Source organism: Magnetospirillum sp. XM-1, from assembly GCF_001511835.1.
Taxonomy (GTDB): Bacteria; Pseudomonadota; Alphaproteobacteria; order Rhodospirillales; family Magnetospirillaceae; genus Phaeospirillum.
In genome coordinates this window covers 2,803,585-2,819,125 of sequence record NZ_LN997848.1, presented here as the reverse complement: position 1 = coordinate 2,819,125, position 15,541 = coordinate 2,803,585, and the positions used below count along the sequence as shown (strand labels likewise).

Annotated in this window: 11 protein-coding genes and 1 pseudogene; 6 read left to right on the top strand and 6 right to left on the bottom strand. The window is 57.3% G+C overall.

Features of this window, described 5'->3' with window-relative positions; genetic code table 11:
* Positions 1-53 precede the first annotated feature (53 nt).
* From XM1_RS13025 to XM1_RS23410, 4 genes are all read right to left on the bottom strand, one after another.
* A complete protein-coding gene (locus tag XM1_RS13025) occupies positions 54-2,792 on the bottom strand; it encodes a DEAD/DEAH box helicase family protein (RefSeq protein ID WP_068434072.1) in 2,739 nt (912 codons plus the stop codon).
* Positions 2,793-2,796: 4 nt separating this feature from the next.
* Positions 2,797-4,437: a site-specific DNA-methyltransferase gene (locus XM1_RS13020; RefSeq protein WP_068434069.1), complete on the bottom strand. Its 1,641-nt coding sequence runs from the start codon at positions 4,435-4,437 to the stop codon at positions 2,797-2,799.
* A gap of 28 nt (positions 4,438-4,465) precedes the next feature.
* On the bottom strand, positions 4,466-7,330 hold the full coding sequence (locus XM1_RS13015) for an SNF2-related protein (protein WP_068434067.1): 2,865 nt from the start codon (positions 7,328-7,330) through the stop codon (positions 4,466-4,468).
* 890 nt (positions 7,331-8,220) lie between these two features.
* A complete protein-coding gene (locus tag XM1_RS23410; RefSeq protein WP_082700504.1) occupies positions 8,221-9,819 on the bottom strand; it encodes a tyrosine-type recombinase/integrase in 1,599 nt (532 codons plus the stop codon).
* Positions 9,820-9,997: 178 nt separating this feature from the next.
* Between XM1_RS23410 and XM1_RS23405 the strand changes: the two are divergent.
* Positions 9,998-10,144, top strand: a pseudogene (locus tag XM1_RS23405) (JAB domain-containing protein); the annotation flags it as partial.
* A gap of 54 nt (positions 10,145-10,198) precedes the next feature.
* Here XM1_RS23405 and XM1_RS13005 read toward each other — a convergent pair.
* Positions 10,199-10,618 (bottom strand): DUF4395 family protein, encoded by a 420-nt coding sequence (locus XM1_RS13005; protein ID WP_068434065.1) that lies wholly within the window; start codon positions 10,616-10,618, stop codon positions 10,199-10,201.
* Between the two features lie 49 nt (positions 10,619-10,667).
* A complete protein-coding gene (locus XM1_RS13000; protein WP_068434063.1) occupies positions 10,668-11,300 on the bottom strand; it encodes a hypothetical protein in 633 nt (210 codons plus the stop codon).
* A gap of 104 nt (positions 11,301-11,404) precedes the next feature.
* Here XM1_RS13000 and XM1_RS12995 point away from each other — a divergent pair, with 104 nt between their 5' ends.
* Genes XM1_RS12995 through glp form a run of 5 tightly spaced genes read left to right on the top strand, consistent with a single transcriptional unit; the run spans position 11,405 to position 15,530 of the window.
* Positions 11,405-11,995 carry an aminodeoxychorismate/anthranilate synthase component II gene (locus tag XM1_RS12995; protein ID WP_068434061.1) on the top strand — a complete coding sequence of 197 codons (591 nt, stop codon included), beginning with the start codon at positions 11,405-11,407 and terminating at the stop codon, positions 11,993-11,995.
* Positions 11,995-13,026 carry an anthranilate phosphoribosyltransferase gene (trpD, locus tag XM1_RS12990; protein WP_068434059.1) on the top strand — a complete coding sequence of 344 codons (1,032 nt, stop codon included), beginning with the start codon at positions 11,995-11,997 and terminating at the stop codon, positions 13,024-13,026. The genes XM1_RS12995 and trpD overlap by 1 nt, the downstream gene beginning before the upstream one ends.
* A gap of 4 nt (positions 13,027-13,030) precedes the next feature.
* Positions 13,031-13,846, top strand: a complete 816-nt coding sequence (gene trpC / locus XM1_RS12985; RefSeq protein WP_068434057.1) for an indole-3-glycerol phosphate synthase TrpC — start codon at positions 13,031-13,033, stop codon at positions 13,844-13,846.
* On the top strand, positions 13,846-14,331 hold the full coding sequence (moaC, locus tag XM1_RS12980; RefSeq protein WP_068434055.1) for a cyclic pyranopterin monophosphate synthase MoaC: 486 nt from the start codon (positions 13,846-13,848) through the stop codon (positions 14,329-14,331). Before trpC ends, moaC begins: the two co-directional genes overlap by 1 nt.
* The gene (gene glp / locus XM1_RS12975) at positions 14,328-15,530 is read left to right on the top strand and encodes a gephyrin-like molybdotransferase Glp (RefSeq protein WP_068434053.1); all 1,203 of its coding nucleotides are present in this window, start codon (positions 14,328-14,330) and stop codon (positions 15,528-15,530) included. Before moaC ends, glp begins: the two co-directional genes overlap by 4 nt.
* Positions 15,531-15,541 lie beyond the last annotated feature (11 nt).

Sequence of the window (15,541 nt, the reverse complement as noted above, 5' to 3'; positions counted from 1 at the left end):
GCGTCAGAGCAAGTGCCCCCCCCCCAACCGTCCGAACTTCCCGAGGGCGGAATTCATCTAATGACGGCTCCTTGGGTGAATTTGGCCGCCAACCCCTCCACGGTCGCACTGCCGATGACCTGATCGTCAGCGATCAGCACATACGACCATGGTTTCCCGCAACTTTCCTTGGCGTGCTGGCTGGCTGCCTTGCACCACTTCACCGCCGCCTGTGCCTTGGCTTGGACGATGGGATCAGAAAGTTCGTTCTTTGCCTTGATTTCACAGATCAGCATCTGCTTCGCGGTTTCCACCACATAGTCCGGCTCATAGGATTCACCCGAGCGATACTCGATCTGAAATTGAGCACGCCCCGGTTTCAACCATTTTTCGACCGAGGCATCGGAATCCACAAGGACTGCAAACCGGCGTTCGGGATCAGAATCGAACTTCTGTACCGGATAGCAGCATTTTTTGAACCCGCCGAACACCTGACGCTTGGTGTCGGACAACGGCATCACCTGCTGTTTGAAATCCTTCACCTGTTGGCCGGGCGTGACATTGAGTAGCTGAGGTTGGAGCAAAACAAATCCACGGGTTACGCGGACCTCGTAATCGTCTTCCCCCAATGGCGTTTCCGAGTAGTGCTGCTTCATCTGGGCAAAAATGAAATCTGCCAATTGGCGGCCATTGCGGAGCAGGACGTTCTCTACCTCGGCGTCGGTGGTCAGGTACGACCGAACCCGATGAACTAACTGACCGGCAAGTTTGTAGAGCAAATCAGCGTGGCTGTCGTAATCCACCTCGTTCCGGTCAATCAGGTGGCGGACGAGATAGTCCTCCATCCGCTCTTCGCGTGGATCATCCACGGTTTTCGCGAGGTAGGTCTTCACTTCAGTCCGCAAGGTTTGGATCACCAAGCCATCGTCCAATGGCCGGTGATTGATGCTCCCCAGTTCGTTGAGGTCAAAGTCTCTGAAATGGAAGGTGACTTGACGCTTCGGGATCACCACGATCTGCGGAATGGACATGGTGCGTTCGGTCACCGTCTCGGTGATAACTGCGACGATCTCTTCCACACGAGGAGCCAAAACAACGCCGTCGAGGGTGCCCTGCATAGGGCGAATCAATTCCCTCACTTCCGCAACGATTTTGGCACGAACCTCTGGCTGGCATAACTCCTCGACGCTGCCAAGCTTCCGTTCAAAACGGCGGATCACCTGGAAGGTCACATCGACGGCACGATGCTCCTCTGCGGATGCCAGAGTGATCTTTGGCTTTGGGACATCGGGTATGCCGGGCAGCAACAAGGCTGTACCGGTAATCATCATCTCGGCCACTGAAGGCGATTCCACCAGCTTAGCCCCCGCAGGTGAGATGTCCCCACCTTCACCAATTTGAAGGACTTTCATTTGGACGATGGAACCGGGTTCCCTGGCCTTCTGGATAATTTCATCAAACCGATCATGGGCGATGACCGTGAGTCGGTCCACGGCGGCGAATTCATCATCACTACCGCGTGAAACACGTTCGCCGTAGGGCAGCCGAAGGCCACGTCCAAGGGTCTGTTCGGTCAGAATATCCGAGGCAGAAGCCCTCAACGGGACGATGGTATAGAGGTTGGTCACATCCCAACCTTCTTTGAGCTTGTTGACATGGATCACGATCTCCGTGCGGCCATCGTGTTCAAGAGCAACAAGACGTTGAACGGCCTCCTCGCTTTCTTCACCGCGTGTGTTGGAATGTACCAGGGCGATGCGATCCTTGAACCGGCCTTTGAAGAACTCCTCCGATTCCACGAATGCCTTGATGTGATTAGCGTGGTCGGTGTCTTGAGCAACCACCAGGATGAAGGGATGGACCTTGCTTCGCCCGCTCACCCGATGATAGCGGTCCAGTTCCACAGCAACATGGTCGTGATGGTGAACAGCATCTTCCAGCTTGATCTTTTCCAGACGGTCCTGCGGAATTCCATTGATGCTGAAATCCTTGCGGGTGGCGACGGCAGGTTCCTTGACGAAACCATCGGCCATCGCCCGTCCAAGGTCGTAATCGTAGATCACATTGCGGAACGGCACAGGATTGGTGCCGACCGTCTTGGGGGTTGCCGTCAATTCCAATCCAAGAATAGGCTTCAGCCCTTCGATGGCTTTGGCACCCGCACTAGCCCGATAACGATGGGCTTCATCCATCACCAGAACCAAGTCCGTCAGCTTTGAAAGGTAATCATAGTAGCTTTCGCCAATGGTTTCCTGAAGCTTCTTCATCTTGGGCCGACCACGTGGCCCTTCTTCCTTGTTGATCTTGTCGATGTTGAAGATGTTGATGTGGACATCCGAACCGAACAAATCGGAGGAACGTCCACCATCCAGTCGGACACCACGACCGCTATCATAATTATCACCAGTGATAATCAGCGGTGGGTTCTGGGCAAACTCGGCTATGCCCTTAAAGACGTACTTCGGGCTTTCAGGGGAAAAGTCACCGATCAGCTTGTTGTAGATGGTGGTGTTCGGTGCCAGCACAAAAAAATGCCGACTTTTCCCAGTGAGATACAGATAGGAAATGAAGGCACCCATCAGGCGGGTTTTGCCGACGCCTGTGGCGATAGCGAAACACAAAGACGGGAACTCCCGCTCAAAATCCTCTACCTGCGGCCATGTTTCTCGAATGACTGCCAAAGTACGATATGGATCCGCACCTTTCTCGATGATCACCTGTTCGAGGATTTGGGCCAGGATGCCCAAGGAATCCGACTGGGGGGCACGGAGCGAAAGCCGCTGGGTAATGGTGCGGAAGATGCGGTTCGTCATGGCCTCACTCCTCCCCGCCGCTAAAGAGGGTGCCCTGAGCCGGTCGTGCTGGCGATTCCTCGGTTGGCGGTGCCGCTATAGGGAGATTGGCGACATTCAGACTGTAATCATCCTTCCCCCATTCGCACTTTCGTAGAACCGTCTGGGGAATCTTATTTACCGTCAGATTAGCGAAGGCTTCCGGCTTGGCATTGAACGCCTTGCAGCAGACCAACAGGCTGCGTTCTTCGCCCACTTCCTCGGAAATCGCTCGAAGCTGATCGTGGGTCAGGCTTTGGGTGGTGACGTAGATGAAGGAACGTTCGGATGACCGGCCATGCATCCAATAAAGCTTTTCACTTGGATCGTAGGTAAACCCCATGAGTTTGCAGACGGCCTCGGCCAACATGGCGGAGTTATAGTCCCGGCTGATGACCCAATTGTCCCAACGATCTTTTTCAAGCAGCGAGGGGGCGAGTCGATAGTAGCGAAATCCGCCGCCACCGCTCCAGCCAACCGCTTCTGTTATGCCACCCCGGTCATTGCCATCGATAATCTTTTTCATGCGTGGGACAATGAGACTTCGGCAATGTTCGCCAAGCTCTACCATGAACCATTGCCGCCCCATTTTATGAGCCACGGCCCCGGTAGTGCCTGATCCTGCGAAGGAATCAAGAACAATATCACCCTTGTTCGTCGCAATTGACAATACCCGCGAAATTAGCCTTTCTGGTTTTGGCGTGTCAAAGGCGTCGCCTCCAAAAAGCATGATGGATTCCTGCTTTGCTTCTTGTGTATGACCAACTTCTTCGTGAGACCAGAACGTCTGAGGAACAACGCCATCTTTAACCTCAGACAAAAATCGTTTTATCTGAGGTATTGAGTTGCCATCTTTTCCCCACCAGATGCGTTTATCTCGATCAAGTTCCCAAAATTTTTCTTCTTCCACTCTCCAATAATTTTTATTTGGCGGCCCGGGTATTAACCGCCCTCCTGGCGTAGTTATTTTGTAAGTCCCCTTGCTGTAATAATTTCTTGCCGATAAGTCTCCAGGTTTCCACCGCCCTCTTGGGTCATTGTCAGGATTCTTATATGCGGCATCCTGTTTTTCAGATCGCGGCATTGGATTTGGCTTCCAAATCTCTGCGTTCTTAGCAAAGATCAATATATAATCATGGTCACCAGAAAAGTGACGAGCGGTCGATTTTGGTGAATAATTTTTTCTCCAAATGACCGAGGCAATAAAGTTGTTTCTGCCGAATATTTCATCACCCAATACCTTTAGGTAGTGAGCTTCATTGTCATCAATCGCAATCCATATTGTTCCGTCAGGAGAAAGAAGGTTTCGCAGTATCTCAAGCCGATCTCTCATCAACGAAAGCCACAGCGAGTGTTCAACTCCATCGTCATAATGCTCAAATGCGGATCCAGTATTATAAGGTGGGTCTATAAATACGCATTTCACTTTGCCGCATAAGTCACCCTCCAGGGCCTTTAAGGCGAGTAGATTGTCACCATGAATTAGTTTATTTTCAAAAACATCATTCGCGGATGATTTTGTGCTTGAGCAATACGATACGTCCGCATCCTCAATTAGTATACGAGGCTCAGGGCGTGGTCGAAGTTCTTTTCCAATCCACAATAGCTCAAGCCGCTGCCTGCTCATCTCAAGTCCTTTTTACAGAAGCTGCTAATTATAATTCCCATCTGATCGTGAAGATAGATGTCATCGACGGCACCAAGTTCAGATTCTCCTGAACTTGATCCAGCATCACTTCAATTTCCGCACGGATTTGGGCACGACGGTCGAAAAACTCGGCCTTCATCTTGTCCCGCCGCCCTTCCAACCCGCTGATCCGACGCTTCTCGGCCAACTTCTCAGCCAAGGGCAGCACAGATGTCCGAAGTGCCTTCTTGGCTTCCCTGATCTCGGATTCGACCGCCTTCACCTCGGCTTCGAACCCACGTTCCAAGTCTTCCGCGAAGGCGTCCAGCTTCTCGGATTCCTCATCCAGCCATTTGGCGTTCTGCTCCTCGGCCTGAGTGATGAGCAACCCGCGTTGATCCGCCTCGCGTTTCGCCAGTGCCTTTTCCGGGACGGCTATCTGCACCGAACCAAGGTTACGAGCGGGAACGCCCATCAGGCGTTCCATGGTTTCAGGGTGAATGTCGCGGCCATCATCAGCGACGACCGACAGAACAAGGTGTTCACGGGTTGCCGCTGGCGTGGTGATACGCAGCTTTGCTACACGCAGCCACCCTGACGATCCCCGCAATGGCTCAACATCAATCAGGCGGCCATTATAGGCGGACAGGTCGAACCGAAGCTGTACTGGTGACCCGTAGGGGCGGCCTTTTGCCCGAGAGACCAATTCAGCGGCGAGGTTGCCTTCGGTCAGCCGGAAAAACTGCCACCCTTGGCGATCCGCGACCGGCCATTCCGTCGTATATGTGAGATCGCTGTGATCAAACCGCCGCCCATCATCTTCGTGGAAATGTGCTTCGGGGAGTTCGCCTCGGGCCACCATCAGCAATGAGCGGTCAAAATCTGAAAGGTGCTGCCTGATCTCACCATCGCGGCTCTTCAACTGCCGAACTACGGCCTCATCCATATTTTCCAGTAGCCGCTTGCGGGTATCCAGCACCTGCTCGCTGATCTGGGCTTGCAGATCGTCTTGGAGTTGGTCGAAGGCGGCGTCAATCTGAGCTTCGGTGCGACCCTTTTGAACGATTTCTAGAATTCGACGCTCAATATCAACGCCGCGTTCAATGGCACCCAGCACCTCGTCGCTGGCACCGAACACACCAGCGAAAAGATTGAACTTTTCACCCAGAAGCTGGAACACTCGCTGTTCCGCCCGGTTCTTGAGGTTCAAAAAGTTGACGACCGTGACATCGATCCGCTGGCCGTACCGATGGCACCTCCCAATTCTTTGCTCTACCCGTTGGGGGTTCCATGGGAGATCAAAATTCACGAGCAAAGAGCAGAATTGCAGGTTGATACCTTCCGCACCCGACTCCGTGGCGATCAGAATCGATTTGCGTTCGCGAAATGCCTCCACCACCGCCGCCTTCATATCAGCGGACTTCGACCCCGATATCGCGTCGGTTCCTTTGTGGCGGGCGATCCAGTCGCGATAGAGGGCTTGGCTGGCCGGGTCGTTGTTCTGACCATTCATCAGAACGATGTCGTCGGCATAGCCGTTGGCCGTGAGAAGGTCGGCCAGATACCGCTGGGTGCGAACGGATTCGGTGAAGATCACAGCCTTCCGTTGCCCACCTTTGAGGACGATCTCATCTAGAACTTTGGGCAGGACATTGACCAGCTTGTCGCCCTTGCTGTTAGCCCCAATCGTCAATGCAAGTTGTCGAAACCCTTCCAACTCAGCGATTTCAGCCATCAACACCTTCGGATCAATAGCGTCGCTATCATCGTCGGCCTGATGGTCGTCATCACTCTGGCCATCCTCGTCAAACTCCTCAGCATCTTCATCCGCGATTTCGTAATCGGAAAGGCATTCGGTGTCAGGACGCTGCTGGCTTTTCAGGCGTGTAATGATTTTCGCCAATGTCTCGGCCACTGCAAAGGTCGATGAACCTAGAATCTTGCGGACAACGAGGGTGACCAGTGCGTTTGTACGACTGCCAAAGGCAATGGTTCCTGTGCGTTGCAGATAAGCAGAAACCTCGTTGTAGAGCCGTACTTCCTGGTCAGCAGGCTCGAACTGAATGGTGAGGGGACACCGCTCTGTATATTTGATGAGACCGGCCTGTTGCACCTGACGGCGAAGCGTCCGTTTGCAGATGCTTTCCAACCGCTTTCGCAGAAACATAAGCCCTGTCTTGTTCGAGCCATTGGCCACATAGGCGGAGCGGAAGGATTTCTCGTCACCGAAGAAATGTTCGTCAATGACGGAAACCAGCCCATAAAGCTCCATCAGAGAGTTCTGCAACGGGGTGGCTGTCAGTAAAACCTTGAAGTAGGGCTTGGTTGCTTCACGGAGCGTCCTCGCACGGATTGACGCTCCCTTCTTGTATACGTTTCGAAGCCGGTGAGCTTCGTCGTAGACCACCAAGTCCCAACGGTTTCGCTTGATCTCATCTGATTTCCGTGCGGCAAACTCATACGAGGTGATAATGATTTTGTTCGATTGATCGAATGGCCGGGTATTTCCTGCCTTCTTTTCGGCGTTATAGCCCTTGGCCTCCAGGATAATCGAGGGCATCGAGAATTTTTCAAGAAGCTCTTGGCTCCACTGTTTCCGCAGTGATGCCGGTACGATCAATATGATCCGCCGTTTCCTTTCTGCCCATCGCTGGGCAATCACCAGTGCGGCTTCAATGGTTTTGCCCAAACCAACTTCGTCGGCAAGCACCACGCCCTTGGACAATGGAGATGCCAATGCGAACAATGCGGCATCAACCTGATGGGGGTTCATATCCACCCTGGCGGTGGACAGCGATTGAGCAAGGGCGTCTTCGCCCAAGCCCTCAAGTGTAACCTTGTGGGCGAAGTATGTGCTTTGCTGGGGTGTTATTGCGTTCAAAACGGCGTCCATGAAAGCATTTAACAGGACTTTTTCCAACCATCTCGAATGAGTTCAGCGAGAATTGCATAGGAAACGAGCTTCGTCCCATAGAAATTGATCGACCACGCACCTACGTCATCTACAAGTTTGTCGAACTCAACACGCTGTTCATTTGAAAGCGATTCCCTTGCTGATTCTCGTGTTATCTTTATTTTGCGAGCCATTGCATTCTCCCCATTACCAAGAAAATTCCAGCCCTCTTTCCAGATTCAGGCTTCGCCACCAGACAAGTCGATGCCGACTGACATTGCAGCGTACCCACTGACGCTTCGGGGAGCAACCGTGAGTCCGTAGTGAAGCCCAAGCCTTCGACGAACGGACTGATGGTGCAGGCACCAGAACTCCTGGTTCCTGCACCACTTCCGGTGCCTGGGACACAGGACTGCACCCGCAGCATAAATAGATATGAAAGCGAGGTGAATTATGGACAAACAATTAAATAACGTAATTTTGTTTCCGGAAACTCAGGAAAATGACCCTGACCACTACGCCAAACCATGTCCAAAATGTGGGGGAGTATTTTACTTCATATCATTAACGAACAAGATCATATGCGAAAATTGCTTTGTAGCTGCTGAGTTTCATGATGATGAGGTCTGAAGCAGAAATCACCCTGGTTGCCGCAATCCAACGTCGGTTGGCGGAACTGTCATCCCGATACCCATCATCGATCATGCTGGCAGTCGATGACGAGGGCCGTGCCTACCTGGACGCTGCCCTGGAGAATCGCCTGGGGGAGGTGCTGTTCACCGATAACGGCGGCGGGGAATTGACTGAGATTCATTGGCAAACGGTCCTGAACCACCTTGGGTTCGTCGCCGTGATCGTATGGTTGAGCGATCCCCGTGACTTGGCATTGGTCAGGAAGGCATGTCGTGAGGTGGAGCATCAACATCAACCATGCACCTGATCGTCGCAATAAAAGCCTTCAACTCAACGCCGTTATAAACATACTCCCCATGAAAATTCCGAATTTCGTTACCAACCCAATCATCATCCATAGCACGCCAGTTTTCACCCACCTCTTCCCATATACGAATCATTTCACGAGCATCAGAAATGAATGGATTTATAGCTTCTCTATTTTCTTTCCGCTTAGCGTTCTTAAAAACGTCGGCCAAACCAACATCAATAGTCCCCGCAAGGGCCTCCAAATTTTCTCGCAGATTAATATCAGATGCATAATGCTTTCTGATCTGAATCTCTGATGTACCCATGTTTGCAGCAAGTTTATACAAATTAAATGGATTCATGTTGTGGATCATCCATTGGCAATATGAATGCCTCATGCTGCCAAGAGTGCGATACCCTCCCCTTCCATCACTCCATAACCCAGCCTTTTGCAGCAGAACCTGAACACCATCATTAATATGGCACGGCTTTAATGGATTAAATTCATTAGAAAAAACATACTCAAGCGGATCATCCGTCTTTCTATGCTCATTCATTTCATTATATGTATGCATTATTTCAGACCGGCAAACTACGGATCGCACCGGCTTTAATTTTGATCTTACATTGCTAATGTGCAATGTTTTCCCCAACTGAACTGGAATAACCGCAAGATCACCCCACTTAAGACTGTGAATTTCTGCAACACGCAACCCGGAATATAGAACGAATTCAAATGCACAAATAACCCTTCGCAATCGCCATTTGTGATATTCGCGTTTCTCAGCATTAATTCTTTTCTGCTGCAAATCGCATATAGCTTTAAATTGTTCCGCTGTGATGGAGGATCGTGGCGAATCCAGACGATCCGTGTAGACAGTTTTTGTCAGACGGTGCTCTGTGCCAAAATGTGTTTTCGAAAATCGCAAAACTTCATTAATGGTCATAGCGTATTGATTAATCGTGTTTCTGTTAGAAACACCGAGCTTTCTTCTCGTCGTTTCCTGAATACGCCCATTTTTTACAAAACTTAGCTTACTAATATTTTTTCCAGGCCCCTCAGTCCAGTATGTTGCAAAATGAGTTTTTGCCTTTCTAATGTCATCATCACTTATATCCTTAATTGCCTTGTCAGCGAATAAAGGGATCAAATACGACCGTATGTGATTAATTTTCTTTCCAAGAGTTTGTGGGTGCCGCAGACGATCACCGTTTGGGGCACGCTCTCCATATTTTTTACGTGCCTTCAATTCCGCCTCAAGCTCTTCAGCTAATTTATTGGCGACAATACGGAAGGTCACATCCTTCCGGGGTTTTCCGCTGCTGATTCTCGTCTGTAACTTAATAAATTCAGCTTGGGCCTTTCTTCGAGCCTCTGCCTCATCAGCGGTACCTGTGGTCAGCCGAACCGGGACTCGCTCCCCTGGCCTCCTGAAAAGGCAGTACCAGCGATCCCCACGCCAATATAATTGCTGAGTTCCCTCTGACACGGGCGTAAAATTGAGCGGGATCGGGTCCCTGTGCTGCACTGTGTCCGTTGATTTTTCAGCGTTTTTCGTGTGTCGCATTTGTGTTTTTGCCACCCAATGGATGACGAATCATACAGGGTGGACTGGCAGGTTTCAACGGCATCACGTCTCAACATTTTGGGTGTTTGACGAATAAATACCGTAAATATGGTAAGAATTGGTTTTTTTGATCTGAACGCTGAAATATTAGGTCACCGGCAAACGACACAACCACCCCAGCGGCGATCCCAAGCCCTCCAGGGCCGACATCGACATGACCCGCGCGGTCAAGGACGCCCTGAACGCCGTGGGGATTCAGCTCCACGACCACGTGGTGGTGGGCCGCAAGGGCCACGCCAGCTTCAAGGCCATGGGGCTGCTGTAAAGACAAAGCCCGGCGAGACGGGCTCGCCGGGCTTTGACGTCAAGCGCCCGAGGATCAGGCCTCCCGCAGCTTGTGCCACAGGCCGTAGGCCCAGCAGGCGGCGCAGAAGCCGGTGGCCAGATCGACGAAGGCGAAGATCAGGATGGCGGTGGCCGGAATGGCGCCGACCTCGGAGCCCATCAGCCACGACACCGCCATGACGGTACCGGCGACGGCGGCGATCTTGTCGGCGAACATCTTGGAGCCGGCATTGACCGGATGCTTCCAGCCCAGCCGGTCGGTGATCGCCGCGAACAGGCGATAGGACAGGCATTTGTGCGGCGAGACGAAGCCCCGCAGCACCCCGCCGAACGCCAGCAGGAACGCCACCCACTGGTACGGCGTGAACAGGTAGAGGACCGCGATGGAAAAGCTCATGGCCGCCTGGAAGCGATAGGCGTTGGAGCAGACCGGAGCGATGTCGAAGCGGAGCATGGGAGCACCCAGGAATAATTCATATTTCACTTATATTAGTGATAACTAATTATATGTCAAGGGGCCCGCTCCCGAACGCCCTCGCCCGTCGCCGCCCTTCCTCCTCCGAGGCACCCTCCGGCACCTGGGCCAGTTCCGCGAAAAGCCTGCGCGTACACTTGCGCGCCCCCCATCGCAGCGGCAGGCGGGGCGGCTTCAGCGGCGAGACCAGCGCCTCGGCCCAGCGCTCGAACAGGCGCAGGCAGGCGGCATAGGCCAGGCTCTCCAGCCCTTGCAGGGCGCAATCGGCCGGAACGTCAAACCCCTCCACGTCGCAGATGGTCCCGGAATCCACCCAGGACGTCATTTCATGCAAGGTGGCGCCGAACCGGGCCGCGCCGTCGTACAGCGCGAAGGCGGCCGGTATCCAGCCGGGATATTCGGGCGGGCCGGGATGGAAATTATAGGCGCCGTATCCCAGACGCTGCAAAACCCCGGCGGGGACGATCTCGGGGAAGACGAAAGCGATCAGCCGCGCCGTTTCCAAGGTATCGGGCAGGTCCCGGACCGTACCGGCGGCCACCACGCGGATGCCCGGCTCGGCGCGGCGCAGCGCCTCGGCCAGGACCGGGCGTTCGGCGTCTCCCGCCAGCAAAAGAATGGTGTCGAGCATGGCCTCGGGGTCCCTGGGTTTCGCCGCCATGCTAACCTGCCTGTGGAATCCGTCAAACAGCGTGTGCCAAGCTTGACGCGCCAAGGCCGCCTCTGCATTCTTCCGCCTTCGGAATTCCTTAAGGCGCGACGCCGATGTTCCTCCTGATCGATAATTACGACAGCTTCACCTACAACCTCTGGCACTATCTCGGCGAGTTGGGAGCCGAGGTGGTGGTGAAGCGCAACGACGCCGTCACCGTCGATCAGGTGCTGGCCATGGCGCCCCAGGGCATCGTCATCTCGCCCGGCCCCTGCGATCCCGACAAGGCGGGCATCTGCCTGGAGCTGATCGAGCGCGCCGCCGGCAAGATTCCGCTGTTCGGCGTCTGCCTGGGCCATCAGGCCATCGGCCAGGCCTTCGGCGGCAAGGTGGTGCGCGCGCCCAAGCCCATGCACGGCAAGGTCGACAGCATCGAGCACGACGGCACCGGCGTGTTCAAGGGCCTGCCCAGCCCATTCCGCGCCACCCGCTACCACTCGCTGGTGGTGGACAAGGAAAGCTTCCCCGATTGCCTGCACGCCTCGGCCTGGACCGCCGACGGGCTGGTGATGGGCCTCGTCCACAAGCAGCTGCCCATCTGGGGCGTCCAGTTCCACCCCGAAAGCATCGAGACCGAGCACGGCCACGCCATGCTGCGCAACTTCATCGACTTCACCAAGACCCGCACCGGACAGGCCGCCTGATGAACACCACCCTCGCCCTGATGAAGGAAATCCTCGGCCGCGTCGCCGCCGGCGCCACCCTGTCCGAGGCTCAGGCCGAGGAGGTGTTCGAGATCATCATGTCGGGCGACGCCACCCCGGCCCAGATCGGCGGATTGCTGATGGGCCTTCGGGTCCGGGGCGAGACGGTCGAGGAGATCACCGGCGCGGCGCGCATCATGCGGGCCAAGGCACTGAAGATCGAGGCCCCGGCCGGCGCCGTGGACATCGTCGGCACCGGCGGCGACGAGGCCGGCACCTACAACATCTCCACCGCCGCCTCCTTCGTGGTGGCCGCCTGCGGCGTGCCGGTGGCCAAGCACGGCAACCGGGCGGTGTCGTCCAAATCGGGCGCGTCCGACGTGCTGACCGCCTTGGGCGTCAACATCGACGCCGATTTCGCCCTGGTGCGCGAAACCCTGTGGGACAACAAGGTCGGCTTCCTGATGGCGCCGCGCCACCACAACGCCATGCGCCACGTGGCCGGCCCGCGCGGCGAGCTGGGCACCCGGACCATCTTCAACCTGCTGGGGCCGCTGGCCAATCCGGCCGGGGCCACGCGCCAGGTGGTGGGCGTGTTCGCCGAACGCTGGGTCGAGCCGCTGGCCCGCGTGCTGGGCCGCCTGGGGGCCGAGCACGCCTGGGTGGTCCACGGCACCGACGGGCTGGACGAGATGACCACCACGGGCCCTACCAAGGTGGCCGAGTACAAGGGCGGCGACGTCCGCCTGTTCACCGTCAAGCCGGAGGAGGTGGGCCTGAAGCGCGCCGCCCCCGCCGATCTGAAGGGCGGCGATGCCGCCGCCAACGCCGCCGCGCTTAAGGCCCTGCTCAAGGGGGAGCAGGGCGCCTACCGCGACATCGTCGTCCTCAACTCGGCCGCCGCCCTGGTGGTGGCCGGCAAGGTCGATTCTCTCAACGACGGCGCCCGCGCCGCGGAACAGGCCATCGATCGGGGCGAGGCCGAAGCCGTACTGGACCGCATGATCGCCATCACCAACCGGACTCCCTGATATCATGAACGCCACCCCCACCGTCCTCGACCGCATCTGCGACGAAAAGCGCCGCCAGGTCGCCGAGCAGAAAAGCCGCCGCCCCATCCAGGAACTGCTGAAGCGCGCCCAGGACCAGGCGCCGCCGCGCGGTTTCGCCGCGTCGCTGGACCGCAAGGTCAAGGAAATGGGCTGGGGCATCATTTCCGAGATCAAGAAGGCCTCGCCCTCGGCAGGCGTGATCCGTCCCGACTTCAAGCCGGAACTGCTGGCCAGGGCCTATCAGCGCGGCGGCGCCGCCTGCCTGTCGGTACTGACCGACCAGAAGTTCTTCCAGGGGTCCGACGCCGACCTGGGCGCGGCGCGCTCGGCCTGCGAGATCCCGGTGCTGCGCAAGGATTTCATGGTCGACCCCTACCAGATCGTCGAGGCCCGGGCGCTGGGCGCCGACTGCATCTTGCTGATCGTCGCCTCGCTGACCGATGCCGAGCTGAGCCAGATGGAGGACATCGCGCTGGGCTACGGCATGGACGTGCTGATCGAGGTTCATAACGAGGCGGAGCTTGAGCGCGCGCTCAAGCTGAAATCGCCGCTGATCGGCATCAACAACCGCGACCTCAAGATCATGAAGACCGACCTCGCCACCACCGAGCGCCTGGTCCCCCTGATCCCCGAGGGCAAGGTGGTCGTCTCGGAAAGCGGCCTGGACGGTCCGGGCGACCTCAAGCGCATGGCCGCCGTGGGGGTCAAGCGCTTCCTGATCGGCGAGGCGCTGATGCGCCGCCCCGACGTGGAGCAGGCGCTGAAGGTGCTGCTGGCCGGCGCGGGCGCGGCGGCCTGATGAGCGGGGACGGGCTCACCCATTTCGACCCGGACGGCAACGCCGTCATGGTCGACGTTTCGGCCAAGGGGCAAACCGCCCGCAAGGCGGTGGCGCGCGGCTCGGTGGTGATGAAGCCCGAGACCCTGGCCCTGATCGCCGGGCGCGGCATGAAGAAGGGCGACGTGCTCTCCGTCGCCCAGCTGGCCGGCATCATGGGGGCCAAGCGCACCCCCGACCTGATCCCGCTCTGCCATCCCCTGGCCCTGTCCTCGGTGGCGGTCGAGCTCAGCCTTGATCCGGAAGGCTCGGCCGTCCATATCGAAGCCACCTGCAAGCTGACCGGCCAGACCGGGGTCGAGATGGAGGCGCTGACCGCCGTCTCGGTGGCGGCGCTGACCGTCTATGACATGTGCAAGGCGGTGGACAAGTCCATGCGCATCGACAACATCCGTCTGATCCACAAGTCGGGCGGCAAGTCCGGCATCTACGAGGCCAAGGAATGATCTCCGTCGAGGTGGCGCGCGAAAATCTGCTGACCGGCATCAAGCCGGTGGGCACCGAGGTGATCTCCCTGGCCCAGGCCACGGGGCGCATCCTGGCCGAGGATCTGGCGGCCCGCGTCTCGCATCCGCCGGTGGCGGTGTCGGCCATGGACGGCTATGCCGTCCGCGCCGCCGATATCGCCCAGGTCCCGCGCAGCCTCGAAATCATCGGCCTGTCGGCCGCCGGGTCGGCCTTCGCCGGGACGGTGGGGGAAGGACAGTGCATCCGCATCTTCACCGGCGCGCCCATGCCCGAGGGCGCCGACGCGGTGGTCATGCAGGAGAACACCCGCAAGGGCGCAAACCGGGTGGAGATCCTCACCTCCGCCCCCGCCGGCCGCCATATCCGCCCGGCGGGACTGGATTTCAAGGCCGGCGACGTGCTGATCCCGGCGGGAACCATCATGGGCGGCCGCACCATCGGCCTGGCGGCAGCCATGAACGTTCCCAACCTGCTGGTGCGCAGGAAGCCCCGCATCGCCATCCTGTCCACCGGCGACGAGATCGTCCTGCCCGGCGACCAGCCGGGCCCCGCCCAGATCGTCGGCTCCAACGGCCCCGGCCTCGCCGCCATGGTCGCGGCGCTGGGGGCCGAGGCCATCCATCTCGGCATCGCCAAGGATACCAGGGAATCCCTCGATTCCATGATCGCGGCGGCGGCCGGCGCCGACATGCTGGTCACCACCGGCGGCGCGTCGGTGGGCGATTACGATCTGGTGCAGGACGCGTTGAAGGACGCCGGGATGAATCTCGGCTTCTACAAGGTGGCCATGCGGCCAGGCAAGCCGCTGATGTTCGGCGACATGAAGGGCGTTCCCGTGCTCGGCCTGCCGGGCAATCCGGTGTCGGCCATGGTCTGCGCCATCATCTTCCTGGAACCGGCCATCCGGGCGCTCACCGGGCGGTCCACCGTCACCCAGGCCATCAACGCCATCCTGGGCCGTGACCTGCCCCCCAACGACGAGCGCATGGAGTTCATGCGCGCCAGCCTGGAACGCACCGACAACGGCCTGGTGATCGCCCTGCCCTTCGAACAGCAGGACAGCGCCGTGATGTCGGGCCTGGCGCGGGCCACCTGCCTCTTGGTGCGCCCTCCCCACGCCCCCACCGCCCAGGTGGGCGAGATGGTCCAGGTCATCCCCCTGCCCCCCACCCTGTAAGGGGGGCGGAG